This is a genomic window from Tannerella serpentiformis, assembly GCF_003033925.1.
Taxonomy (GTDB): Bacteria; Bacteroidota; Bacteroidia; order Bacteroidales; family Tannerellaceae; genus Tannerella; species Tannerella serpentiformis.
The window spans coordinates 1,454,533-1,478,818 of the sequence record NZ_CP028365.1 but is presented as its reverse complement, the minus strand read 5'-3'; the positions used below and the strand labels follow the sequence as shown (position 1 = coordinate 1,478,818).

Here is a 24,286-nt window from a genome sequence, read left to right as displayed (position 1 = left end):
ATGCGTGTGTAATTAAAATGTGTGCGGGATCTACTCCTGCCGCTGCTGCCACTTCCAGGCGTTGCGGAGGGTGTCGGAGAGGGGGGTGCGGGCCGTCCAGCCGAGGACACGGTTTGCGCGCGTGGGGTCGGCCCAGACCTGCTCGATGTCGCCCTCGCGCCGGCCTACGATCTGATACGGTACACGGACACCGGTGGCTTCCTCGAACGTGCGGATCAGCTCCAAGACGGACACGCCGCGGCCTGTGCCGAGATTGAAGACCTCGAGCGGCTCTGTGGCCTGCCCATCGACGAGTCGACGGACGGCCTCCACATGCGCACGGGCCAGATCGACGATGTCGATATAGTCGCGGATACAGGAGCCGTCGGGCGTGTCGTAGTCGTCGCCAAAGACACGTAGCTCGGGGCGGATCCCGGCGGCCGTCTGAGTGAGGTAAGGCACAAGGTTCTGCGGTGTGCCCGCGGGGCGTTCGCCGATCTCGGCCGATGGGTGCGCGCCGATGGGGTTAAAGTAGCGGAGGAGGATGGCGCGGAAGGGCGCGTCGGCATGGATGGTGTCACGGATGATCTCCTCGTTGATCTGCTTGGTGTTGCCATAGGGCGAGGTGGCGGGCCGAATGGGCGCGTCCTCGGTGACGGGCAGATCGGAGGGCGCAGGCTGGCCGTAGACGGTGCAGGAGGAGGAGAAGACGATGCCCTCGACGCCGTGCCGAGGCATGAGCTCGAGCAGGTTGAGGAGGGAGACGATGTTGTTGCGGTAATAAAGCAGCGGCTTGTGGACAGACTCGCCAACGGCTTTGCTGGCGGCAAAGTGGATGATGCCGCTGACGGGGGCGTGCTGGGCGAAGATGCGATCCATCGCCTCGCGGTCGTTGCAGTCGGCCTCGTAGAAGGTGGGGCGCCGGCCGGTGATGCGCGCAATGCCGTCGGGCACGTCGGCGGTGGAGTTCGAAAGGTTGTCGATGGCGACGACGTCGTATCCGGCCTCGATCAGCTCTACCGTGGTGTGCGATCCGATGTAGCCTGTGCCGCCTGTCACAATGATTGTCTTACTCATATCGTATGGGGGTTGGTTCTAAACACAAAAGTAGAACGAGGTGCGAATGGATTTTGTATACCCATCCCAAGAAATCCGCGCCCCCCGGATGGCTTTCAGGGGCAAAAACAGGTTCTGCTTGGGAACCTCCGGGTGCTTTTAAGGGCAAAAACAGGTTCTGCTTGGGAACCTCCGAGTACTTTTAGGGGCAAAAACATATGCTGATTATTAAATCAAATCACTTACAACTTAATAAGCAGATTCTTCCTAATAAGTCAATTCGCCTGTGATTTAATAAGCAGATTCTTCCTGCTAAATGAAAGCACATGCGACTTAATAGGAAGATTCTTCCTATTAAATGAAATCACTTGCGACTTAATAAACAGAAGCCATTAGGGCCACCTACGCCCGTCCGAGGGTGCCCATATCATGGGGGAGGGGCGGATGGATACTTTTGCGGCCATGAGAAATGCATCTGATGTAGTGCGCGACATGAACCGGGCCGGAGCGGCGGGCCGACCCTTCCTTTTCGGCTTCGACTTCGAGCTGACGCACGCCTTCTTTATCCCCGACCCCCTCCACCAGACGGAGGTGCGATTCAACCTGCGCGGCGTCAGCAACGCGTCGGACGACGGCTCCGAAGTGCCTTACACCTTCGAGCGGATGCCCGAGCCTGAGGCGATCTATGCGCACCGTTTCGACATCGTCCGTGCGGGACTGCTCCGCGGCGACTCCTTCCTGACCAACCTCACCGTCCGCACGCCCATCCGCACCGACCTCGCCCCCGACGCCATCTACCGCCGCGCCCGAGCCCTCTATAAAATGTACTACCCGGGGGCCTTCGTCTGCTTCTCGCCCGAGCGCTTCGTGCGGATCGATGCCGACGGCACCATCGCGTCGAACCCGATGAAGGGCACCATCGACGCCCGACTGCCCGAAGCCCGTGAGCGCATCCTATCCGACCCCAAGGAGACGGCCGAACACAACACGATCGTCGACCTGATCCGTAACGACCTCTCGATGGTGGCTGAAGGGGTGCATGTGCGACGCTTTCGATACATCGACCGACTCGAGACGTCGGCCGGGCCCATCCTGCAAGTCAGCTCCGAGATCGTGGGGCGTCTGGCCACAGATTGGCGCAGCCATGTGGGCGACGTGATCGCCCGACTGTTACCCGCGGGCTCCGTCTCCGGCGCACCGAAAGACGCCACCGTGCGACTCATTCGCCAGGCCGAGCAGACGCCGCGCGGATTCTACACCGGCGTCTTCGGACTCTTCGATGGGCACACGCTCGACTCGGCCGTCTTCATCCGCTTCATCGACCTCACGACCGACCCCTTCACCTACCAGAGCGGCGGCGGCATCACCGCCCGCAGTCGCATGCACGACGAGTACGAGGAGGTCATCCAAAAGGTCTATCTCCCCTTCTAATAATAGAAGGTAGTCAGGGGTAGTCAGAGGGTAGTTAAAGGGTAGTCTGATGTAGTGCCACAACCCTTCTCTCTCTCTACTTCTAACTACCCCCTAACTACCTTATACTACCCTCTGACTACCCTTTAACTACCCTATACTCCCCCCATGTTCATAGAAACTATACGCATTCAAGACGGCCACGTGTGTCACCTCAGCGACCACACCGACCGCATGCGCCGCACCGCCGACCACTTCGGCTTCACGGCACCCACGTTGCCTCAAGATCTGGAAGCGCGCCTCCCGACGGACCTGCGCACGGGCACTGTCCGCTGTCGCGTGTTGTATGACCACACATTGCGCGAGGTCACCTTCACGCCCTACCGTCGGCGGCACATCGAGCGACTCTTCGCTGTGGATGCAGGTACCACGACGTACGCCTTCAAGTACGCCGACCGTGCGCCGCTGGCCCGGCCGCAGATCTCCCTTGCCGAGACTGACGAACTGCTCTTCATCCGAGACGGTTACCTGACAGATACGTCGTACACCAACCTCGTCCTCCGTCGTGGCCGCGAACTCGTCACCCCCGACACCTTCTTGCTCGACGGCACCTGTCGCCGACGGCTGCTCCGCGAGGGCGTCGTCCACATGGAGCCTGTTCGCCTCCATGACCTCCCGACCTACGACGAGCTGCTACTCATCAACGCCATGATGCCGCTCCGTGAGGCCATTCGCCTGCCTACGACGGCTGTCCACCTCGATTTCTACACTTTTGCGCCGTGAAAGAGACCCCCTTACAACCCGAACCCGATTTCGCCCAGTGGCACAGCCGACTGCAAGATCCCTCCACCCGACGTGCCGCTTTCGCTGAGGCGGTCGAGGCCTTCAGTCAGCGACTTTACTGGCTGATCCGACGCATGGTCATCTCGCACGAAGACGCCAACGACCTGCTCCAAAACACCTTCCTCAAGGCTTGGGCCAACCTGGACACTTTCCGCGGTGAAGCCCGCATCTCCACTTGGCTCTACAAGATCGCCACCAACGAATGCCTCACCCATTTAGAGAAGCAGCGCCTGCGCCGCCACCTCTCGCTCGATGACGCCGACAGCTACCTGGTGGAGACCCTTCGTGGCGACGAGTTCTTCGATGGCGATGCGGTCCAAACCCGCTTCCAGACGGCTGTTTTGCAGCTGCCCCCCAAACAGCGACTCGTCTTCAACCTGCGTTATTACAACGATATGAAATACGAAGACATGTCCGAGGCCCTGGGCACCTCCGAGGGCGCCCTCAAAGCCTCCTATCACCACGCGGTCAAGAAAATCACGGCCTACATGACCAGCGGCAACGATTAAACCCGTTCACGCAGCCTCCGTCCTACGGCCGCTTTACCCCCAAAAACAGATCTGATGAAGACAAAAGAAGAACCCCTCACCCCGGACTTTCCCAGCCGTGACACCGAACCGTTTCGTGTGCCCGACGGCTACTTTGAAGGCCTCACGAACCACATCCTCTCCGCCCTGCCCGACCCTCCAGCCGACGCCCCTCCAGCCGACGCCCCACAACCGCCTACGGTCTCCCTCATGGAGAAGGTCAAACCGCTGATCTACCTGGCAGCTGCCTTTCTGGGCATGGTGCTCCTGTTCAAAGGACTCTCCGCCCTCCGCCCAGCCGATCGCACCACCGAGCAGCCGCTCTATGTGCAGCACGCCACCACACCCTCCGCCGCGGCCGACGACGAGGCCGACTTTCTGGACTATCTCGAGGCGCAATACGCCGACCTCTTTTTCTCCGACGACATCAATGAATGGGAATAACAACAACGACAGATGAAGACACTCCTACTACTCCTTACCCTCATGTTCACCCTCATGGCGCCCACACCATCCGCGGCGCAAAAGGGAGACCCGCAGAAGCACATCGACCGCGAAGCCTTCTTCGCCCGACGCAACGCCTACATCACCGCCGAAGCCGGCCTCACCGCCGACGAGGCCGCAGCCTTTATCCCGCTCGAAAACGAGCTCCAGCGCCGCAAGATGGAAGTCGGCCGCGAGTGCCGTAAGCTAGCCCGTAAGAACCGTTCACATCAAGGCCTCACCGATCGCGAGCGCCGCGAACTCTCCGACTGCCTCACCGAGACACGCCTCAAAGAGGCCCAGTTAGAGAAGGAATACATCGAGCGTTTCAAGAAGATCCTCTCCGTCGAGAAGCTCTCCAAATACCAGCAAGCCGAGGCCGAGTTCCTCCGTAAGTTCCTTCAAAATCGCAAGCGAGACGACTAACCCTCGGGGGCGTCAGGGACGCCAGCCAAGTTTGCCTGGTACCCGGCCAAACTTCCCCGGCCTCGGCAGAGGCCTTGATCTTCTTTTCGCTTCCTTTCCTTGCATCAAGAGGCGTCAGGGACGCCAGCCAAGTTTGCCTGGTACCCGGCCAAACTTCCCCGGCCTCGGTGAGGCCTTGATTTTCTTTTCGCTTCCTTTTCTTGCATCAAGGGGCGTCAGGGACGCCAGCCAAGTTTGCCTGGTACCCGGCCAAACTTCCCCGGCCTCGGTGAGGCCTTGATCTTCTTTTCGCTTCCTTTTCTTGCATCAAGGCAAGAAAAGGAAGACATGAAAGAGAAGACACGAAAAAAGGCCTTCCACTGTGGATCAGTCCACGAGTGGAAGGCCTTCGCTTTTTTATTCATCTGAATACCGGTGATTCGCCTGGGGCTCGAACCCAGGACCCCATCCTTAAAAGGGATGTGCTCTACCTGCTGAGCTAGCGAATCGATGCATCGTCTATCTCTCCGATGCGGCGGCAAATGTAGACCTTTTTCCATATCGCACAAACGGCGTCACACTGTGCAGACCGCCTTTTGCGACGTTCCAAAGAGCCATCCACGACCGTTTCCCATGCTTTTTCTTGTCCCAAAGGACACGATCCACCGCATGACAGCCTCTCTCTTTCCTCAGAAGCACGCTCCTCGACGCATGACAGCCTTTCTCAGCAAAAAGGAGGGTACGATTCACCGCGTGACAACCTCTTTTTTCTTCCAGAAGTGCTATCACCTGGTTCATTCTATATCTCATCTAAAAATATCGTATAATCTGAACCATGAATCACCTCTATATTTTCTGATACATCATTAGCATCCTATCCATTTATAGTGTATCTCAAAATATGGTACTATTATCTTCTATGCAAACATCTCATTTCGAAATATCTATTCGTATGATGGTTCTTCTTATATCATATCTCGAAATATGATACTATTCAATACACACTGGATACTTCATCTCAAAATATAGATCAAGACAAGCATCTTTTTCTTGCGCATCTAAAAATACAATACAATATGAAGCATGATATCATATCGAATTTCGAGATGAAATAGCGGTGTAAGGTCAGATTATTATATATTTCGAGATGTACTCCTAATAGAGAATATGATTGGTATCAAATTTTGAGATGAGATAGCGATGGTATATCGGATCATTACGTATTTCAAAATATGCTCCTAAAATGGAGCATGATTGCTGCGTATGGAAAAATAAGATGCCGACTGCGGCTTCATTTTCCTTCTTATTTCAAGATATAATATCAACTGAAGCATTTGACACTACTTTTGTGCGACAAAATGAAGTAGAACCTTGTAACGAGAAGGGATTTAGAGATGAAAATCGGGCATTTGAGTGTGGCGTCACTGCATATGATGGAGGATTTCGGGTTTCATGGGGCCGTGATAAGGCATCTTTCGGATTTGCCTCTCAGTGACGGGGCCGTGGGATACACTCCGGGATTGAAGCAGGCGGCGCAGGCGTTCAAGACGGTCTTCCAAGAATGGGATGACGCCGTGAACGCCACGAGCGGACCGACTCCGGCTGCGGTGGCGAAGAAAATCGACCGACAGCGGGTGCGTACCTGGCGCGAGATGCGGGCTTTCGTGCGGGCGTCGATGGCCTTTCCTGACGAGAAGGTGGCGGAAGTGGCCCGACGGGCAGCCGACCTCTTCAAGGCTTATGGCAATATGCCGCAGAAGTCGGAGACGGGTCGATCGGGGCGGATGAAAAACTTGACGGACACGCTACGCAATCTGGGGGCGGAGGCGCTGGAAAAGGCGCGTCTGACACCGTTTCTGGAGAAGTTGGAGCAGGAGAATGAGGTGCATTTTGCGGCTACCGAGCGGCGAGCCATGGCACGGGGGGCACGCGTCAAGGGACTCTTGCGTGCGAAGCGGATGGCGACCGATGCGGCTTATCACACGCTGGTGGAAACAGTCAATGCGCTGATCTTGGTTAATGGTGAGGCGCCATATCAAGCGTTCACGGCGAGCCTCGCCGGAGAGATCTCGCATGCGCACACTAAGCTGGCTACACGGCGCACGATCTTGGCCAAACATCGGTCCGCACGAAAGGCGAAGGAGGAAGCGAAGAACTAAAGACGAACAACTCAATACGGACGGGCATGGGATGGAGCATCGTCCCCCCGCTCTATCCGACTCAGCCGTTTTTCGCCTTCCGTTTTTCGTTTCCCCCGCTGCCCCCTTCCTTTGCAGTCGATTTTAACGGTATATAAACGACACATAAACAGCAAGCAGAAATGAAGACGAAGAAATTCTTACTGCAGGAGCAGGATATTCCCACAGCATGGTACAACATCGTGGCTGACATGGCCACCAAACCGCAACCGATGTTGAACCCGGGCACAAAGGAGCCACTGAAGGCCGAAGACCTCTACCCGCTCTTCGCCCGCAGCCTGGCGGAGCAAGAGCTGAACACGACAGATACATGGATCGAGATCCCCGAAGAGGTGCGCGACCTCTACAAGAACTGGCGCCCCACACCGCTCGTCCGGGCCTACGGGCTGGAGCGCGCGCTGGACACGCCGGCACATATCTACTTCAAGAACGAGAGCGTCAGCCCCGTCGGGTCGCACAAGCTGAACTCAGCCATCCCGCAGGCCTACTTCTGTCGGAAGGAGGGCGTGACGAACATCACCACCGAGACGGGCGCAGGTCAATGGGGCGCCGCCATGTCGTACGCTGCGCAGGCCTTCGGGCTGGAGCTGGCCGTCTACATGGTCAAGGTGAGCTACAACCAGAAGCCTTACCGACGCTCCATCATGCAAACATTCGGCGCGCAAGTCATCGCCTCGCCGAGCATGAGCACGAAGGCGGGGAGGAAGATCTTGACGGATCACCCGACGTATCAGGGCAGCCTCGGGACGGCTATCTCGGAGGCCGTAGAGCTGGCCATGCAGACGCCAAATTGCAAGTATGTGCTGGGCAGTGTGCTCAACCATGTGGCGCTCCACCAGACAGTAATCGGGCTGGAGGCGGAGAAGCAGATGGAGATGGCGGGCGAATATCCGGACGTAGTGATTGCCTGCTTCGGCGGCGGATCGAACTTCTCCGGACTGTCGTTCCCCTTCCTACGGCATAAGTTGACCGAGGGTCGCACGCTGCGTGTCGTAGCCGCCGAACCGGCCTCTTGCCCAAAGCTGACGCGCGGTCGCTTCCAATACGACTTCGGCGATGAGGCGGGTCACACGCCGCTCATCCCCATGTACACGCTCGGCCACACATTCGCTCCGGCACATATCCACGCCGGCGGACTGCGTTACCACGGCGCGGGCGCCATCGTCAGCCAGCTGAAGAAGGATGGGCTGATGGACGCCGTAGACATTCCGCAGCTTGAGACGTTCGACGCCGCCCGACTCTTCGCCGCAACGGAGGGCATCATCCCCGCGCCTGAGTCGGCCCACGCCATCGCCGCCACCATCCGTGAGGCGAAGGAGGCGAAGGAGGAAGGCAAGGCACGCACGATCCTCTTCAACCTCTCGGGCCACGGGCTGATCGACATGACGGCTTACGATCAATACCTGGCCGGCGACTTGACGAATTATGTGCTTCCAGACGAGGTGCTGAACGCATCGCTGAACGCCTGATAGATACGGCCTGGCCAAACTAACCGGGTACGTATTCTTCTAACTACCCCTGACTACCGCGCCATTAGGCGCATAACTACCCCCTGACTACTGCGCCGTTAGGCGCATAACTACTTCTGACTACCGCGCCGTTAGGCGCATAACTACCCCTGACTACTCTTATCACACAATGGACTATACCTTCAGAGAAATCGAAAAGAAATGGCGTGAACGCTGGATCGCCGACAAGACCTACGAGGTGCATGAGGATAATGCACGCCCGAAATACTACGTGCTCGACATGTTCCCCTACCCTTCCGGTGCAGGGCTACACGTTGGCCATCCGCTGGGCTACATCGCCTCCGACATCTACGCCCGCTACAAACGCCTCTGTGGCTTCAATGTGCTCCACCCGATGGGTTACGACGCCTACGGTCTGCCGGCCGAGCAGTACGCCATCCAAACGGGTCAGCACCCGGAGGTGACGACGGTGAACAACATCAATCGCTATCGCGAACAGTTAGATAAGATTGGCTTCTCGTTCGACTGGAGCCGCGAGGTGCGCACCTGCGAGCCAACGTATTACCACTGGACGCAGTGGGCCTTCCTGCGCATGTTCGGCAGCTACTATTGCCACATCGGGCAGCATGCGCAGCCGATCGAGAAGTTGATCGCAGCCTTCGAGGCTAACGGCACGGAGGGCGTCAACGCAGCATGCACCGAAGAGCTGTCGTTCACCGCGGCTGAATGGCAGGCGATGAGCGAACGCGAACGTCAGCAGACGCTGATGAATTATCGCCTGGCTTACCTCGGCGACACGATGGTGAACTGGTGTCCGCAGCTTGGCACCGTGCTGGCTAACGATGAGGTGAGCGAAGGCCTATCGATCCGCGGAGGCTATCCGGTGGAGCAGAAGGTGATGCGGCAGTGGTGTCTGCGCGTGTCGGCCTATGCGCAACGCCTCTTAGACGGGCTCGACACGGTCGACTGGAGCGATTCGCTCAAAGAGACGCAACGCAACTGGATCGGCCGTAGCGAGGGCGCCGAGATGCTCTTCCCGCTGGCCGACGGGTCGGAGTCGCTGAAGATCTTCACCACGCGGGCAGACACCGTCTTCGGCGTCACCTTTATGGTGCTGGCGCCTGAGAGCGAGTACGTCGGGCGACTCACAACCGACGCGCAACGGGCCGACGTGGAGGCGTATCTCGAAGCGGTCAAGCGGCGCACGGAGCGCGAACGCATTGCCGACCATAAGGTGACGGGCGTCTTCAGTGGCTCGTACGCCATCAACCCGCTGACGGGCGAACAGATCCCGATCTGGATCAGCGACTACGTGTTGGCTGGCTACGGCACGGGCGCCATCATGGCCGTCCCCGCGCACGACAGTCGCGACTATGCCTTCGCCCGCCATTTCAACCTCCCCATCGTTCCGCTGATCGAGGGTTGCGACGTCTCCGAGGAGAGCTTCGACGCCAAAGAGGGCCGCATGATCAACTCGCCGATGGTTGGCCGGGAACGCGCGGGCGGACTCGTGCTGAACGGCATGGATGTGCCCGAAGCCATCGCCGCAACGAAGCGCTACATCACAGCCGAAGGGCTGGGTCGGATCAAGGTGAACTACCGCCTGCGCGACGCCATCTTCAGCCGCCAGCGCTACTGGGGCGAACCGTTCCCGATCTATTACGACGCCGACGGTATGCCGCGTCCGTTGCCCGAAGAGTGCCTGCCGCTGCGACTGCCGGAGGTGGACAAGTTCTTGCCGACCGAAACGGGTGAGCCGCCGCTGGGTCGCGCTACGCATTGGGCGTGGGACAGCGCGAAGCGTGAAGTGACGGACAACAGTCGCATCGATAACCAGACCATCTTCCCGCTTGAGCTTTGCACCATGCCCGGATTCGCCGGCTCGTCAGCCTACTACCTGCGCTACATGGATCCGCACAACGACCGCGCACTCGTATCGCCCGAAGCCGACGCCTATTGGCGCAACGTGGACCTCTACATCGGCGGCACGGAGCACGCCACGGGTCACCTGATCTATAGCCGCTTCTGGAACAAGTTCCTCTTCGACGTCGGCACCTCGTGCGAGGAAGAGCCCTTCCGCAAACTGATCAACCAAGGCATGATCCAAGGCCGATCGAACTTCGTCTATCGCATCGTGGGCACGAACCGCTTCGTGTCGTACGGCCTGAAGGGCGACTATGACGTGACGCCGATCCACGTGGATGTGAACATCGTCAGCAACGATGTGCTCGATCTGGACGCCTTCCGCGCTTGGAACCCGGAGTATCGCGACGCTGAGTTCGTGCTCGAGGATGGGCGATACATCTGCGGATGGGCGGTGGAGAAGATGTCGAAGTCGATGTACAACGTCGTCAATCCGGACACAATCGTCGAGAAGTACGGCGCCGACACGCTCCGCCTCTATGAGATGTTCCTCGGCCCCCTGGAGCAATCCAAGCCGTGGGATACGAACGGCATCGACGGTGTCTTCCGCTTCCTGAAGAAGCTCTGGGCCACCTATTACTCCGGCCCGGACGGCGCGTGGGGCGTCGTCGACGACGAGCCTACGGCCGACGAGCTGAAGGCGCTCCACAAGCTGATCAAGAAGGTGACGCACGACATCGAACACTTCTCGTACAACACCTCCGTGAGCGCCTTCATGATCTGCCTCAACGAGCTCACCACACTGCGCTGCCGCAAGCGCGCTGTGCTGGAGCCGCTGCTGATTGTGCTCGCGCCCTTCGCCCCGCATATCGCCGAGGAGCTGTGGCACGCGCTGGGCCACACCACGACCATCTGCGACGCCGCATGGCCCGACTACAACGAACAATACCTCATCGAAACCACCGTGCGCTACGCCGTCTCCTTCAATGGCAAGACGCGTTTCAACCTGGAGCTGCCCGCCGACCTCGACCGTGCGTCCATCGAGCGCGCCGCCCTCGGCCACGACGCCGCCGCGAAGTGGATCGGTGACAAGACCCCTAAGAAAATCATCATCGTACCCAACAAAATCATCAACATCGTTCTATGAAAGATTCTCTACTCAAAGTCTACTACCCGGTGAAGGATTACCTCCTCATCATCCTCGGCACCGCCCTCTACGGCTTTGGTTATAACGCCTTCATCCTCTCCAACGAGATCGTCACCGGCGGCCTGAGCGGTATCTGCGGATTGATCTTCTTCGCCACCAAGCTGCCCGTCTCCGTCTCCTATTTCGCGATCAACGTCGTCCTGCTTGGCATCGCCTTCAAGATCCTCGGGCTCAAATTCCTTGTCAAGACCATCCTTGGCGTCGTCTCGCTCTCGTTCTGGTTCTGGTTCTTCGAGCTTGTGTTCGCCGGCCAACCGCTCATGCAGCTGCAAGAAGTCTTCATGTCCGTCATCATCGGCGCCATGATCTGCGGTTCGGGCCTGGGGCTCGTCTTCTACGCCGGCGGCAGCACGGGCGGAACGGACATCATCGTGGCCATCATCAACAAGTACAAGGACATCTCCATCGGCATGGGCATGGTGTTGCTCGACTTCCTGATCGTCAGCAGCTCCTACTTCCTCTTTGCCAACGTGGATAAGATCGTGCTCGGACTCATCGAGATGGGCGTCAACTCCTACATGCTCGACCGCGTGATGAACGCCAACACACAGTCGGTGCAGTTCATGATCTTCTCGCGCAAATACGACGAGATCGCTGATGCCATCATCCACCGTCTGCAACGCGGCTGCACCATCCTCGAGGGCGAGGGCGGCTATTCACACAAGCCGATCAAGGTGATCGTGCTCGTGGCCCGCAACCGCGAGCGGACAAACATCTTCCGCCTCATTAAGATGATCGACAGCCAGGCCTTCATCTCGCAGAGCACCGTCCGCGGCGTCTACGGCGAAGGCTTCGACGCGATCAAGGTGTAGGCCAAACGCCCCCCCGTACCCGTTGACAACTGTCAGAGGCATGCTCCGGTGAGTTTTCTGCCCTCTGACTGTTGTCAATGACTAGAAAACCCGAGTTTTCTACCCGTTGTCCATTGACAATGGCCGAAAAACCCGGGTTTTCTGTCCTTCGACGATTGTCAACGATCAGAATCCGCAAGTTTTCTACCCTCTGACTGTTGTCAATGACCAGAAAACCCGAGTTTGCATGCCTCTGACTGTTGTCAATGGGGCATCTCTTAAAAGATTTAACAGATTGCGGATTGCTCATCGGGCCTATCCCTGCTGTACATGCTTGAAGACGGGCAAACCTCCCCGCCCCGGTAGGGGCCTTTCCCCTTTTTCTCTTTTACGCGTACGTTTGTCCGCCGAAAAAATCCCCCATACATATGATCTACAAACGAATCCTACTCAAGCTAAGCGGCGAGTCACTCATGGGCGGCCGCGCCTACGGCATCGACGAGGTGCGCCTCGGCGAATACGCCAAACAGATTAAAGAGATCTCCGATCAAGGCATACAAATCGGCATCGTCATTGGCGGAGGCAACATCTTCCGCGGGCTCGCCGGCGCCGCCAAAGGCTTCGACCGCGTCAAGGGCGACCAGATGGGTATGCTGGCCACCGTCATCAACAGTCTTGCGCTCAGCTCAGCCCTCGAGGCTTTCGGCGTAGAGGCCGACGTACTGACGGCTGTGCGTATGGAGCCGGTGGGGACGTATTACAGCCCATCACGCGCCGCCGAACTGCTTCGCGACGGCCACGTCGTACTCATGGCCGGCGGCACGGGCAATCCCTTCTTCACCACCGACACCGCCGCCGCGCTGCGCGGCATTGAGATCGGTGCCGACGTCTTGCTCAAAGGCACCCGCGTGGACGGCATATACACCGCCGACCCGGAGAAAGACCCCACGGCCGTGAAGTTCGACGAGATCACCTTCGACGAGATCTACTCCCGCAACCTCCGCGTGATGGACCTCACCGCAACGACGATGTGCAAGGAGAACAACCTCCCCCTCGTCGTCTTCGACATGGATACCCCCGGCAATCTCAAGCGCGTGCTCTCCGGCGAGAACATCGGCACACGCGTCACCCTCTGAACAACTTTAGAACCCCTCATCATATGGCAGCAACAGACACCAAACAAATCATCAAGGACGCCGAAGCGAAGATGAACGCCGCCGTCCAGCATTTAGACGACGAGCTGGCACGCATCCGCGCCGGCAAAGCCAGTGCACGCATCCTCGACAACGTCCGCGTGACTTACTACGGCGACCTCGCGCCGCTCTCGAACGTAGCCTCCGTCACCACCCCTGACGCCAAGACGATCCTCATCACCCCGTGGGAGAAATCCCTGCTGAAGGAGATCGAAAAGGCCATCCTCGCCTCCGAGGTCGGCATCACGCCCGAGAACAATGGCGAGACCATCCGCCTGGGCATCCCCCCGCTCACCGAGGATCGTCGCCGTAGCCTGGCCAAGAACGCCAAGCAACAGGCCGAAGCCGCCAAGGTCAGCATCCGCAACGCCCGCCGCGACACGATCGACGTGATCAAGAAAGCCGTCAAGGACGGTACGCCCGAGGATCTCGGTAAAGACGCCGAGGCCGAAGCGCAGAAGATCCACGACAAGTATGTCAAGAAGGTAGACGACCTCTACGCCGCCAAGGAAAAGGAGATCATGACGGTCTGAACCCCCTCCCTATCCCCATGCACGGATTAGTCATTAAAAACACCGGCAGTCGTTATACAGTTTGTATCGACGGCGGCCGGTGTTTCGATTGTAAGATCAAGGGAGCCTTTCGCATCAAAGGCATCCGCACCACCAACCCCGTGGCCATCGGCGACCGCGTCACGGTCGAAGTGCCCGCCAACGAAGCGGACACGGCCTACATCACCGCCATCGCACCGCGCCGCAACTACATGATCCGCCGCGCCTCGAACCTCTCCAAAGAGTCACACATCCTGGCCGCCAACATCGACCTCGCCCTACTAGTCGCCACCATCGATTTCCCGGCCACCACCCTCACCTTCATCGACCGTTTCCTGGCCACCGCTGAGGCCTACTCTATTCCCGCCCTGTTAGTGTTCAACAAGATCGACCGCTACGACGCCGATGCCCGCCGTACGCTCGACGAATACGTCGCCCTATACACCGCCATCGGCTATGACTGCCTCCCCATCAGCGCGCTCACGGGCGAGGGTGTCGAGGCCTTGGCCGAGCGTCTGCAGGGGCGAATCACGCTCCTCTCCGGCCATTCGGGCACAGGCAAGTCGACGCTCATCAACCGCCTCCTGCCACACGCCGATCTGCGCACGCAAGAGATCTCGGAGTACCACCGCACGGGCGTCCACACAACGACCTTCTCCGAAATGCTCCCCCTCGCCGACGGTTCGGGTTACCTGATCGACACACCGGGCATCAAGGGCTTCGGGACGATCGAAATGCAAGGCCCGGAGGTAGCCCACTACTTCCCCGAAATCTTCCGCGCATCGGCCGACTGCCGCTTCAACAACTGCACCCACACGAATGAACCCGGGTGCGCCGTACGTCGCGAGATGGAGTGTGGAAACATCGCATCGTCGCGTTACCGCAGCTACCTGAACATCTTGGAAGACGCCGACGGCAACAAGTATCGCGAGGCGTACTGACATGCATCGTCGCACAGAAAGGCACGGACAAGCCGCTTCAGCGTTATCGGAAATGCGCTCGAAATACATTTTGAACCCGAGCAAACTTTCCGGCCTCGGCAGAGGCCTGCGCAGACCCGAACAAGTACTCGATTGGCTTCGCGCAGTGTGCGCGGCCCAAAACAGAGGTCTGTTTGGCCTCAATCCCTACGGATTCTGACGGATCGAACGCCTGGCATGGGGTAAAACCACCTTCCTCTACCCGCCATTCATTTCTATTAGACAATAACACATCGCACGGACGAACGCCGTCCCCCTCACTTTTACACAACACCCCATCATATGAATAAGCATAGGACATCCCCCCAGCAAATCGAGATCCGAGGTGCACACGCACATAACCTCAAGCACATCGACGTGGACATACCACTCAACAAGATCGTAGGCATCGCCGGCGTATCAGGTTCAGGCAAATCATCACTCGCATTGGGCGTACTTTATGCCGAAGGATCGCGTCGCTACTTAGAATCACTCTCCACCTACACCCGCAGACGGATGACCCAGGCCGCACGCGCACAAGTCGACGACGTGCGATACGTCCCCGCCGCGCTGGCCCTCCACCAACGCCCCGCCGTGCCCGGCATACGCTCCACCTTCGGCACATCCACAGAGCTGCTCAACAGCTTGCGGCTAATGTATTCGAGACTCTCCAGCCACCGTTGCCCCAACGGGCATTACCTCCCGCCCTCGATCAACGTAGCCGCCGAACGCGAGCTGATCTGCCCCGAATGCGGCGCCCACTTCTATGCCCCCGGCGCCGAAGAACTGGCCTTCAACAGCCAGGGCGCCTGCCCCACATGCGACGGCACGGGCCTCGTAAGCCATGTGGATGAATCTACGCTCGTGCCCGACGAATCGCTCACCATTGACGAGGGTGCCGTGGCACCGTGGCAGACACTCATGTTCTCGCTTATGACCGACGTCTGCCGCGCAATGGGCGTGCGCACCGACGTGCCCTTCAAAGAGCTGACAGACAAAGAACGCGAGATCGTCTACCATGGGCCGGCCGTGAAAAAGCACATCCTGTATAAGTCCAAGACCTCCAACGTCGCCGGCGAAATGGATTTTACCTACTACAACGCCGTCTATACGGTGGAGAACGCCTTGGCCAAAGTGACGGACGAAAAGGGCATGAAGCGCGTGGAGAAGTTCCTGCGGCAAGACGTCTGTGCAGCCTGCGGCGGCACAAGGCTCAGCGACGCCGCCCGGGCACCCCTCCTGCGAGGCATCTCACTGGCCGACGCCTGCCGGATGACACTCGGAGAGTTAGTAGAGTGGGTCGCAGGCGTACCCGCATCCTTGCCCGAAGAAATGCAACCAATGGCTGAACGCATTTGTGAGGCCTTTTATGACACGGCTCGCCGACTGATGGAGCTGGGCCTCTCTTACCTCACCCTCGATCGAGCCGGCGCGACCCTCTCCACAGGGGAACGGCAACGCGTGCAACTGGCGCGCGCCGTACGCAATCGAACCACCGGGGTGCTCTACGTACTCGACGAACCTTCCATCGGCCTACACCCGTCCAACCTCGAGGGCCTGATCGGTGTAATGAACGACCTCGTGGCGGATGGCAATTCAGTAGTGCTCGTAGACCATGACACCCAAGTGCTGCGTCATGCCGACCACCTCATCGAGCTGGGGCCTGCGGCGGGCGCAGGCGGGGGGCAAATCATCGCAGAGGGCACGGCGGTGATGCTCTGCGCCAACCCATCGTCACGCATCGGGCCCTTCCTAACCCCCAAACCAACGCACCACCCCACGCCAGCCCCACCCCTCTTCGACCTCGGCACCATTCGCCTTGTCACCCGCGCCATCCACACCGTGCAACCTTTAGATGTGCGCATCCCCAAAGGCCGGCTCACCGTAGTGACAGGTGTATCCGGATCAGGCAAGACGACCCTGGTCTTAGAGTGCCTTATCCCCGGACTCAAGGCGTCCATCGAGGGGAAAGAGCTGCCCACGCAGGTAGCAGCCGTTGAGGCAGAAGGGATACGCCGAGTGCAACTGATCGACGCCGCACCCATCGGCGCAAATGTCCGCTCCACAGTAGCCACCTATTGCAATGTGCACGACGATCTGCGCAAAGTCTACGCCCGCAGCGAAGAGGCTAAAACCGGTGGATACAAGGCCGGGGACTTCTCCTACAATACAGGCCGGCTGCGTTGCCCCACATGCGACGGCACAGGCAGCATCAGTCTCGATGTGCAATTCCTGCCCGACGTCGACATCCCTTGCCCCGACTGTCGCGGATCGCGCTACGCCCGGGCGGCCTACTCCGTCCATCGCACAAGGAAGCATGCAGGAGCCGGTCGCTCCCTCCCCGAACTGATGGCCATGAGCGTAGATGAAGCCCTGACCGACTGCGACGATTTGCCCGTGATCAACAGCCGGCTGCAAGTGCTTCACGACCTCGGTCTGGGCTACCTCACACTGGGCGAAGCCACACCGGGACTGTCCGGTGGCGAAGCGCAACGCCTGAAGTTGGCCAGTGAGATGGGCCGAGGGCAGGGCGATGCAGTGTTTGTCTTCGACGAGCCTACGATCGGCCTACATCCGCTTGATGTGCAAACGCTCATGAAAGTCTTTGAGCACCTGACTGACCAAGGAGCAACGGTCATTGTTATCGAACACGACTTGGATGTCATTCGTCGAGCGGACTACGTTATGGATATGGGCCCGGGCGGCGGATATGCCGGCGGACGCATGGTGGCTACAGGCCGCCCCCATGACGTGGCCAGTAATCCGGAGAGCATCACCGGGCGATACATCTAACCGTTACCCGCAATAACCGCCCCTACCAAAGCCCTCCCCCCCTATGATCGACTCCGCAACGAAAGACCGCATCCTCGAGGCGGCACAGATTGTCGATGTCGTCTCCGAGTTTGTCACGCTGAGGAAGCGCGGCGTCAACTACGTCGGCCTTTGCCCCTTCCATGCCGACAAGAACCCCTCGTTCTACGTCTCGCCCGCCAAGAACCTCTGCAAATGCTTCGCCTGTGGCGAGGGCGGTTCGCCCGTCTACTTCATTATGAAGCACGAGCAGCTGAGCTATCCCGACGCCCTCCGCTACCTGGCCAAGAAGTATCACATCGAAATCCGCGAACGCGAGCTTACGGACGACGAGCTGCGCGCCCAGAGCGACCGCGAAAGCATGTTTATCCTCAACAATTGGGCGCAGAAATACTTCACCAGCTGCCTCATGGAGCACGAAGAGGGACGCACCATCGGCCTCTCCTACTTCGCGCAGCGCGGATTTCGCGAAGAGACGATCCGCAAATTCCAGCTGGGCTACGGTCTGGAGGCGCGCGATGCACTCTACCGCGCCGCCATGGCCAAGGGTTTCAAGCGGGAATACCTCGAAAAGACCGGCCTCTCCAGCTTCTACGAAAACGGCATGGTGGCCGATCGCTTCCGAGGGCGAGTGATTTTCCCCATTCATACCATCAGCGGAAAGGTGGCCGGCTTCGGCGGGCGCATTTTGGACTCCACCAAGAAAGTGGGCAAGTATCTCAACTCGCCAGAGAGCGAGATCTACCACAAAAGCAACGAGCTTTACGGACTCTATTTCGCCAAGCAAGCCATCGCCAAGGCCGATAAATGCTACTTGGTGGAGGGATATACGGACGTCATATCCATGCATCAGTCGGGCATCGAGAACGCCGTATCCTCGTCAGGCACCGCCCTCACCCAGGGGCAGATCCACCTGATCCACCGCATGACGAATAACATCACCGTGCTCTACGACGGCGACGCAGCGGGCATCAAAGCCGCCATTCGAGGGATCGACCTGCTACTCGAGGCGGGCATGAACGTGAAAGTATTACTGCTGCCCGAGGGTGAAGACCCAGACTCTTTCGCCCGCTCGCGCAATGCCTTCGATCTGTCGGTCTACCTCAACAACCACGAAACGGACTTCATCCGCTTCAAGACACAGCTTCTGCTCCGCGAGGCCGAGGGCGACCCCATCCGACGGGCCGCGCTGATCACGGACATTCTGCAATCCGTGGCCTTGATCCCAGACGCCATCAAGCGCTCGGTTTACCTACAGGAATGCAGTCGGATGATGGAGATCAAAGAAGCCATACTCCTGGCCGAGCTGAATAAGATCCGTGCCACGCGTCGATCAGCGCCCCCACTTGTTCGTCCCGCTGCGCCACCGCCACAGGCAGTGCCCGTGTCCGCTACTACGTCGGCACCAGCTGAGCCCCGTCCGGAGCCATCGCCCAATGAATCGTCTGCTGACCCCGCACCGACGCCCACCACGCCGACGCCTGAACCGCCTCGTCCCACTCCAACACCCACATCCCGCACGGTGCGTTCCCCTTATCGCGCGGCCGAGGAGGCGCTCATGCGCTACGTCGTGCTCCATGGCGAAGAGACGCTCTATGACTACACCGACGAGGAATCGGGCGAGCACGTCGTCATCCACATCGCGGAGTATATCCTCTCCGAATTGCAGCGCGATGGGCTTTCGCTCTCCGTGCCTATCTTCCAATCCATCTTGGATGAAGCCGTTGCACACGTCTCTGAACCGGGATTCCGCGCCGAAAGTCATTTCCTCTCGCACCCCGACGAGGGCGTGTCGCGCGTGGCCATGTACCTCATGGACGACCGCTACCGAACGATCGAAGAGGAACCGGACGACAACAACCGAATGACAGACGATGAGCGACAAGAGATCGCCCAAAAGCGCCTCAAGGAGCTTGAAAAAGCCATTGTGCATGACCTCTTCGCACTCAAGGGGGCCTACCTGCTGCAACGTATATCGGCCATCAACAGCCGCATCAAGGAGCTTCAGACCGAGGGACGCCTCGATGAGGCCATCGAACTGATGAAGGAGCAAAAACAGCTGAACGAAATTAAAGTGGCGCTCAGCCGTGAGTTGGGCGACCGGATCATTTTGAAGATGTAAATCCTATGAACAAAAACATTCTTGTATACACCCTCCTGCTCTACGCATGCTGCATGGCGCTTCTTTCTTGCTCGAACAAGAAGGCGGCCATTTTCAAGAATGAGCAAGGGCAATATCAATATGAGGTAGGGAGTAAGACCTATCTGCTCCCCTACCATTACACCGGCGGAGATGGCGTCTTTGTCGACGGGCAGGCTGTTGCTGTGCTCGATGGCAAGTGGGGCCTTATAGACGAGCAAGGGAATACGGTGCATCCCTTCGTCTATGATTGGATCTCCGAAAAAGGAGAGGCCGGATTTGCCGATCAATATCTGGTAAAGGTTGGGCACGTCGATCCAGAGCGAAAGTTCTATCTCTCTGGTGGGCAGACCGGGATTATCAATGAACGTGGGGAGGTTGTCCTGCCGCCTTCCTATGTCGCGATCTATCCTGCGGTCACCTTCGGCTTAATGATGGTCAACGACGGCACAAGCATCGACCTTGCCAATGACTCCGTCCACTTTGACGGTTTATACGGCTACATAAACAAGACGGGGCAGATCGTCATTCCTTGCGAATATGAGGAAGCCTCCCCGGCCTTTGATGAAGACGGTACGGTGTGGGTGCGAAAGTCCGGCCGTTGGGGAAAGATCGACACGCTGGGCCGTGTGAAGGAGCCGTTTGTGCATGATCATATAGAGCACTGACCGCCCCCCCATATCACACCCAAGCCCTCGGCTGCCCCGCTTTCTATGGGATGGTCGGGGGCTTACTTATACCCGGCACATCGTCACTCATTTACAGGTAGCGGCTTTACCAGGGGCGGGGATGGGCGCACGGCTTGGAAGGGGGCGGATCGGCCTGTACTTTTGCCGCCCTCATTATGCAACACGAACACCATGTATTTTATAGAAGCTGACAACATCGTCAAGCAATACGCTAACCATCGTGCCCTCGATGGGGTAAGCCTGCGTGTCCCGGAGGGGAAGATCTTCGGACTATTGGGGCCTAATGGCGCCGGAAAGACGACGCTCATACGTATTATCAACCGTATTACGGCCCCGGACAGTGGCTCCATTCGCTTCGACGGACACCCGTCGCAACCGGACGACGTCCGCCACATTGGCTATCTGCCCGAGGAGCGCGGCCTGTACAAGAAAATGAAGGTCGGCGAGCAGGCGCTTTATTTCGCACGGCTCAAGGGGATGAGTGCCACCGATGCTCGGGCGAGCCTGACGGAGTGGTTCGAACGGTTCGACATCATGGCTTGGTGGAACCGGCGCTTGGAGGAGCTCTCGAAGGGCATGCAGCAGAAGGTACAGTTCATCATCACCGTCGTACATCGGCCTGCACTGCTCATCTTCGACGAACCCTTTAGCGGCTTCGACCCCGTCAATGCCGAGCAGCTCAAGTGCGAAATGCTCCGCCTCAAGGCCGAGGGGCGGACGCTGATTTTCTCTACGCACAACATGGCCTCGGTGGAGGAGGTTTGCGACGAGATCGCACTCATCGACCACTCCCGGGTGGTGCTCTCGGGCAATGTGCACGAGGTGCGGGAGCGATATAAGGAGCACCTCTTCGAGGTGGAATATGTCGGCGCCATCACCCTCCAACCCGACCCCACGCGATACACCCTGATCAGCGCCGCGCCCTCAGGCGGCGGTACTGCGATCCGAATCCGTAAGTCGCCGACCGTAAGCAACGCCGAACTGCTCACCTCCCTGAGCGCCCAAGGTGAGTTGCGTGCCTTCCGCGAGGTGCTGCCCTCCATGAATGAGATATTTATCAAGACTGTAGAGGGTAGAGGGTAGAGGGTAGAGGGTAGAGAGTAGAGGGTAGAGGGTAGAGAGATGCGCCTTCTACGTTTGAGATCACAAGACGACAGACACAGGATATGGCTGGAAAGAGTTTCCGAGAATTAATCGTTTGGGAAAGGGCAATGCAACTGGCGGTGTATGCCTATCGCCTTACCCTGCTTCTTCCTCGAGAAGAGAAATTCGCAATCGGAGATCAGATGAGGCGCTCTGCGGTATCTATTCCCTCCAATATCGCCGAAGGGAATGCACGAGGCCCAAAAGAAATGGTGCACTTCCTACAATACGCCCAAGGATCACGCGTCGAATTAGAGACCCAAGTCGAAATCTGCTATCGAGTCGGATATATCACCGAGGCACATCTGAGACAACACATCGAACTCTCAACAGAAGTAGGACGCATGATCAGCAGCATGATCAAAACGCTATCCAAATACTATTGACTCCACCCTCTATCCTCCACCCTCTACCCTCTACCCTCCACCCTCTATCCTCCACCCTCTATCCTCCACCCTCTACCCTCTACCCTCTACTCTCCACCCTCTACCCTCTAACCCCCTATTCAATATGTCTACCCTCTACCCTCCACCCTCTACCCTCTACTCTCCACCCTCTACCCTCTAACCCCCTATTCAATATGTCTACCCTCTACCCTCTACCCTCTACCCTCTATCCTCTACCCTCTACCCTCCCCCTGATCATCCGCCGCGAGTACCTCTTCCGCGTACGCAAGAAATCCTTCCTGCTGCTCACGCTACTCACGCCCCTGCTGATGATCGGTATGATCTTCGTGCCACTCTGGCTGGCCTCGTTCCGAGCCGATGACGTGCGCACCGTGGCCGTCATCGACCACACCGGACGCTACGCACCGCTCTTCACCGACACCGATGGCTATCGCTTCGTCACCACGCGGACCGACGACCCCTTCGCCACGTTGGAAGTCACCGACGACCTGCTCCGCGACTCCTCGGCCGCCACGCTCTATTCCCGCCAGCAAATCCCCGCCGACCTCTCGCGCTTAGTCAACGAGACGCTCCGCCAGCGCATGGAGCACGACAAGATGGCCGCCTATGGCATCCCCAACCTTGAGCAGATCGTCCGTGACAGCCGCGTGGATTACCAGATCCGCACCGTCAAGCTGAACGACGACGGCTCCGAGAGCACCTCCTCCACCCAACTGGCCTACATCATCGGCATCGTCTTCACCCTGGCCGTCTACATGTTCATCACCCTCTACGGGTCGATGGTCATGCAGGGCGTGTCGGAAGAGAAGACGAACCGCATCGTCGAGCTGATGGTCTCCTCCGTGCGGCCCTTCGACCTGATGGCGGGTAAGATCATCGGCATCGGACTCGTCGGACTCACCCAGCTCCTACTCTGGGGCGTGCTGACCCTGGTCGGCGTCGGGGCCATCACAGCCCTCACCGGCGCCGCAGTCACCCCGACCGACACCGCCGCAGCGCCCGCCGACGTGGCCCAGACGGCCGAATGGATGGCGGCGCTCAGCTCCTTCAACCTGCCGTTGCTCCTGCTCTCCTTCGCGGCCTACTTCGTGGGCGGATACTTGCTCTACGCCTCCCTCTTCGCCGCCATTGGCTCCGTGATCGATCACCCCGAGGACGCTCAGCAGTTCATGATGCCCGTGATGATGGTGCTCATCTTCGCCCTCTACGCCGGCATTTACAGCCTCGACAACCCCGACGGCCCGCTGGCCTTCTGGTGCTCCCTCATCCCGCTGACCTCGCCCGTGGTGATGATGATGCGCCTGCCGTTCGACATTCCCCTCTGGCAGCCCCTGCTATCCATCGCCCTGCTCTACGCCACAGCCCTGGGCGTGGTCTGGCTCTCGGGCCGCATTTACCGCGTCGGCATCCTGCTTTATGGCAAGAAACCGAACCTGAAGGAGATCGTAAAGTGGATCGGGTATCGATGAATCATACGCAGGCGACACTGTCGCCGGGGCTACCACACCCCATGAGCATGCCGGCGACACTGTCGCCGGGGCTATCACACCCCATGAGTATGCTGGCGACACTGTCGCCGGGGCTATCACACCCCATGAGCGTGCTGGCGACACTGTCGCCGGGGCTATCACACCCCATGAGTATGCTGGCGACACTGTCGCCGAGGCTACCACACCCCATGAGTATGCTGGCGACACTGTCGCCGGGGCTACCACACCCCATGATCGTGCTGGCGACACTGTCGCCGGGGCTACCACACCCCATGAGCATGCTGGCGACACTGTCGCCGGGGCTATCATACCCCATGAGTGTGCCGGCGACACTGTCGCCGGGGCTATCATACCCCATGAGTGTGCCGGCAGACATTCTGCCGAGGCTATCATACCCCATGAGTGTGCCGGCAGACATTCTGCCGGGGCTATCATACCCCATGAAGGCGTCGGCAGACATTCTGCCGCGACTATCATACCCCATGAGTGTGCCGGCAGACATTCTGCCGAGGCTATCACACCCCATGAGTATGCCGGCAGACATTCTGCCGAGGCTATCATACCCCATGAAGGCGTCGGCAGACATTCTGCCGCGACTATCATACCCCCTCCATCGACCCATCGCTTACGCCGCACCCGCATTAAGAAGTGGCTCGGAATAACTCGTCCCCA

At 58.8% G+C, this 24,286-nt stretch carries 20 protein-coding genes and 1 tRNA gene; 18 read left to right on the top strand and 3 right to left on the bottom strand.

Going from position 1 to position 24,286, the window contains the following annotated elements:
* Positions 1-30: 30 nt before the first annotated feature.
* Positions 31-1,056, bottom strand: a complete 1,026-nt coding sequence (gene galE, locus C7123_RS06040; RefSeq protein WP_069176143.1) for a UDP-glucose 4-epimerase GalE — start codon at positions 1,054-1,056, stop codon at positions 31-33.
* Positions 1,057-1,497: 441 nt separating this feature from the next.
* Here galE and C7123_RS06035 point away from each other — a divergent pair, with 441 nt between their 5' ends.
* The 5 genes from C7123_RS06035 to C7123_RS06015 all read left to right on the top strand — a co-directional run bounded on the left by C7123_RS06035 (position 1,498) and on the right by C7123_RS06015 (position 4,724).
* Complete coding sequence (locus C7123_RS06035; RefSeq protein WP_069176142.1) at positions 1,498-2,466, top strand: aminodeoxychorismate synthase component I; 969 nt, start codon at positions 1,498-1,500, stop codon at positions 2,464-2,466.
* Between the two features lie 147 nt (positions 2,467-2,613).
* A complete protein-coding gene (locus C7123_RS06030; protein ID WP_069176141.1) occupies positions 2,614-3,228 on the top strand; it encodes an aminotransferase class IV in 615 nt (204 codons plus the stop codon).
* Positions 3,225-3,797, top strand: coding sequence for an RNA polymerase sigma factor (locus C7123_RS06025; RefSeq protein ID WP_069176140.1), 573 nt, complete (start codon positions 3,225-3,227; stop codon positions 3,795-3,797). The genes C7123_RS06030 and C7123_RS06025 overlap by 4 nt, the downstream gene beginning before the upstream one ends.
* Positions 3,798-3,851: 54 nt before the next feature.
* Entirely contained in the window at positions 3,852-4,259 is a 408-nt protein-coding gene (locus C7123_RS06020; protein ID WP_069176139.1) for a hypothetical protein, read from the top strand.
* A 42-nt stretch (positions 4,260-4,301) separates the two neighbouring features.
* Entirely contained in the window at positions 4,302-4,724 is a 423-nt protein-coding gene (locus C7123_RS06015) for a hypothetical protein (RefSeq protein ID WP_394365937.1), read from the top strand.
* A 415-nt stretch (positions 4,725-5,139) separates the two neighbouring features.
* Here the strand turns inward: C7123_RS06015 and C7123_RS06010 are convergent.
* Positions 5,140-5,212: transfer RNA gene (locus C7123_RS06010), tRNA-Lys, on the bottom strand.
* Positions 5,213-6,097: 885 nt separating this feature from the next.
* Here C7123_RS06010 and C7123_RS06000 point away from each other — a divergent pair.
* From C7123_RS06000 to C7123_RS05940, 13 genes are all read left to right on the top strand, one after another.
* Positions 6,098-6,862 (top strand): DUF6261 family protein, encoded by a 765-nt coding sequence (locus C7123_RS06000; RefSeq protein WP_069176137.1) that lies wholly within the window; start codon positions 6,098-6,100, stop codon positions 6,860-6,862.
* Between the two features lie 161 nt (positions 6,863-7,023).
* Positions 7,024-8,370 (top strand): TrpB-like pyridoxal phosphate-dependent enzyme, encoded by a 1,347-nt coding sequence (locus C7123_RS05995; RefSeq protein ID WP_037986609.1) that lies wholly within the window; start codon positions 7,024-7,026, stop codon positions 8,368-8,370.
* Between the two features lie 169 nt (positions 8,371-8,539).
* Positions 8,540-11,380: a leucine--tRNA ligase gene (leuS, locus tag C7123_RS05990; RefSeq protein ID WP_069176136.1), complete on the top strand. Its 2,841-nt coding sequence runs from the start codon at positions 8,540-8,542 to the stop codon at positions 11,378-11,380.
* Positions 11,377-12,252: a YitT family protein gene (locus tag C7123_RS05985; RefSeq protein WP_037986611.1), complete on the top strand. Its 876-nt coding sequence runs from the start codon at positions 11,377-11,379 to the stop codon at positions 12,250-12,252. Before leuS ends, C7123_RS05985 begins: the two co-directional genes overlap by 4 nt.
* 407 nt (positions 12,253-12,659) lie before the next feature.
* Positions 12,660-13,367, top strand: a complete 708-nt coding sequence (gene pyrH, locus C7123_RS05980) for a UMP kinase (protein WP_037983411.1) — start codon at positions 12,660-12,662, stop codon at positions 13,365-13,367.
* Positions 13,368-13,390: 23 nt separating this feature from the next.
* Positions 13,391-13,957, top strand: coding sequence for a ribosome recycling factor (gene frr, locus C7123_RS05975; RefSeq protein ID WP_037986613.1), 567 nt, complete (start codon positions 13,391-13,393; stop codon positions 13,955-13,957).
* A gap of 17 nt (positions 13,958-13,974) precedes the next feature.
* The gene (gene rsgA / locus C7123_RS05970; protein ID WP_069176135.1) at positions 13,975-14,916 is read left to right on the top strand and encodes a ribosome small subunit-dependent GTPase A; all 942 of its coding nucleotides are present in this window, start codon (positions 13,975-13,977) and stop codon (positions 14,914-14,916) included.
* A gap of 321 nt (positions 14,917-15,237) precedes the next feature.
* Positions 15,238-17,727 carry an excinuclease ABC subunit UvrA gene (locus C7123_RS05965; protein WP_069176134.1) on the top strand — a complete coding sequence of 830 codons (2,490 nt, stop codon included), beginning with the start codon at positions 15,238-15,240 and terminating at the stop codon, positions 17,725-17,727.
* 43 nt (positions 17,728-17,770) lie between these two features.
* The gene (gene dnaG, locus C7123_RS05960) at positions 17,771-19,867 is read left to right on the top strand and encodes a DNA primase (protein ID WP_069176133.1); all 2,097 of its coding nucleotides are present in this window, start codon (positions 17,771-17,773) and stop codon (positions 19,865-19,867) included.
* Between the two features lie 5 nt (positions 19,868-19,872).
* Positions 19,873-20,553 carry a WG repeat-containing protein gene (locus tag C7123_RS05955; protein WP_069176132.1) on the top strand — a complete coding sequence of 227 codons (681 nt, stop codon included), beginning with the start codon at positions 19,873-19,875 and terminating at the stop codon, positions 20,551-20,553.
* Between the two features lie 192 nt (positions 20,554-20,745).
* Complete coding sequence (locus tag C7123_RS05950; RefSeq protein ID WP_069176131.1) at positions 20,746-21,657, top strand: ABC transporter ATP-binding protein; 912 nt, start codon at positions 20,746-20,748, stop codon at positions 21,655-21,657.
* 83 nt (positions 21,658-21,740) lie between these two features.
* The gene (locus C7123_RS05945; RefSeq protein ID WP_037983394.1) at positions 21,741-22,103 is read left to right on the top strand and encodes a four helix bundle protein; all 363 of its coding nucleotides are present in this window, start codon (positions 21,741-21,743) and stop codon (positions 22,101-22,103) included.
* Between the two features lie 194 nt (positions 22,104-22,297).
* The gene (locus C7123_RS05940) at positions 22,298-23,593 is read left to right on the top strand and encodes an ABC transporter permease (RefSeq protein ID WP_069176130.1); all 1,296 of its coding nucleotides are present in this window, start codon (positions 22,298-22,300) and stop codon (positions 23,591-23,593) included.
* Position 23,594: 1 nt separating this feature from the next.
* Here C7123_RS05940 and C7123_RS05935 read toward each other — a convergent pair whose 3' ends face one another.
* Positions 23,595-24,236, bottom strand: a complete 642-nt coding sequence (locus C7123_RS05935) for a hypothetical protein (RefSeq protein ID WP_069176129.1) — start codon at positions 24,234-24,236, stop codon at positions 23,595-23,597.
* Positions 24,237-24,286: the final 50 nt, after the last annotated feature.

Bases quoted from the DNA above. Each gene is read 5' to 3' on its own strand.
- galE (WP_069176143.1), bottom strand. From the start codon at position 1,056: ATGAGTAAGACAATCATTGTGACAGGCGGCACAGGCTACATCGGATCG.
- C7123_RS06035 (WP_069176142.1), top strand. From the start codon at position 1,498: ATGAGAAATGCATCTGATGTAGTGCGCGACATGAACCGGGCCGGAGCG.
- C7123_RS06030 (WP_069176141.1), top strand. From the start codon at position 2,614: ATGTTCATAGAAACTATACGCATTCAAGACGGCCACGTGTGTCACCTC.
- C7123_RS06020 (WP_069176139.1), top strand. From the start codon at position 3,852: ATGAAGACAAAAGAAGAACCCCTCACCCCGGACTTTCCCAGCCGTGAC.
- C7123_RS06015 (WP_394365937.1), top strand. From the start codon at position 4,302: ATGTTCACCCTCATGGCGCCCACACCATCCGCGGCGCAAAAGGGAGAC.
- C7123_RS06000 (WP_069176137.1), top strand. From the start codon at position 6,098: ATGAAAATCGGGCATTTGAGTGTGGCGTCACTGCATATGATGGAGGAT.
- C7123_RS05995 (WP_037986609.1), top strand. From the start codon at position 7,024: ATGAAGACGAAGAAATTCTTACTGCAGGAGCAGGATATTCCCACAGCA.
- leuS (WP_069176136.1), top strand. From the start codon at position 8,540: ATGGACTATACCTTCAGAGAAATCGAAAAGAAATGGCGTGAACGCTGG.
- C7123_RS05985 (WP_037986611.1), top strand. From the start codon at position 11,377: ATGAAAGATTCTCTACTCAAAGTCTACTACCCGGTGAAGGATTACCTC.
- pyrH (WP_037983411.1), top strand. From the start codon at position 12,660: ATGATCTACAAACGAATCCTACTCAAGCTAAGCGGCGAGTCACTCATG.
- frr (WP_037986613.1), top strand. From the start codon at position 13,391: ATGGCAGCAACAGACACCAAACAAATCATCAAGGACGCCGAAGCGAAG.
- rsgA (WP_069176135.1), top strand. From the start codon at position 13,975: ATGCACGGATTAGTCATTAAAAACACCGGCAGTCGTTATACAGTTTGT.
- C7123_RS05965 (WP_069176134.1), top strand. From the start codon at position 15,238: ATGAATAAGCATAGGACATCCCCCCAGCAAATCGAGATCCGAGGTGCA.
- dnaG (WP_069176133.1), top strand. From the start codon at position 17,771: ATGATCGACTCCGCAACGAAAGACCGCATCCTCGAGGCGGCACAGATT.
- C7123_RS05955 (WP_069176132.1), top strand. From the start codon at position 19,873: ATGAACAAAAACATTCTTGTATACACCCTCCTGCTCTACGCATGCTGC.
- C7123_RS05950 (WP_069176131.1), top strand. From the start codon at position 20,746: ATGTATTTTATAGAAGCTGACAACATCGTCAAGCAATACGCTAACCAT.
- C7123_RS05945 (WP_037983394.1), top strand. From the start codon at position 21,741: ATGGCTGGAAAGAGTTTCCGAGAATTAATCGTTTGGGAAAGGGCAATG.
- C7123_RS05940 (WP_069176130.1), top strand. From the start codon at position 22,298: ATGTCTACCCTCTACCCTCTACCCTCTACCCTCTATCCTCTACCCTCT.
- C7123_RS05935 (WP_069176129.1), bottom strand. From the start codon at position 24,236: ATGGGTCGATGGAGGGGGTATGATAGTCGCGGCAGAATGTCTGCCGAC.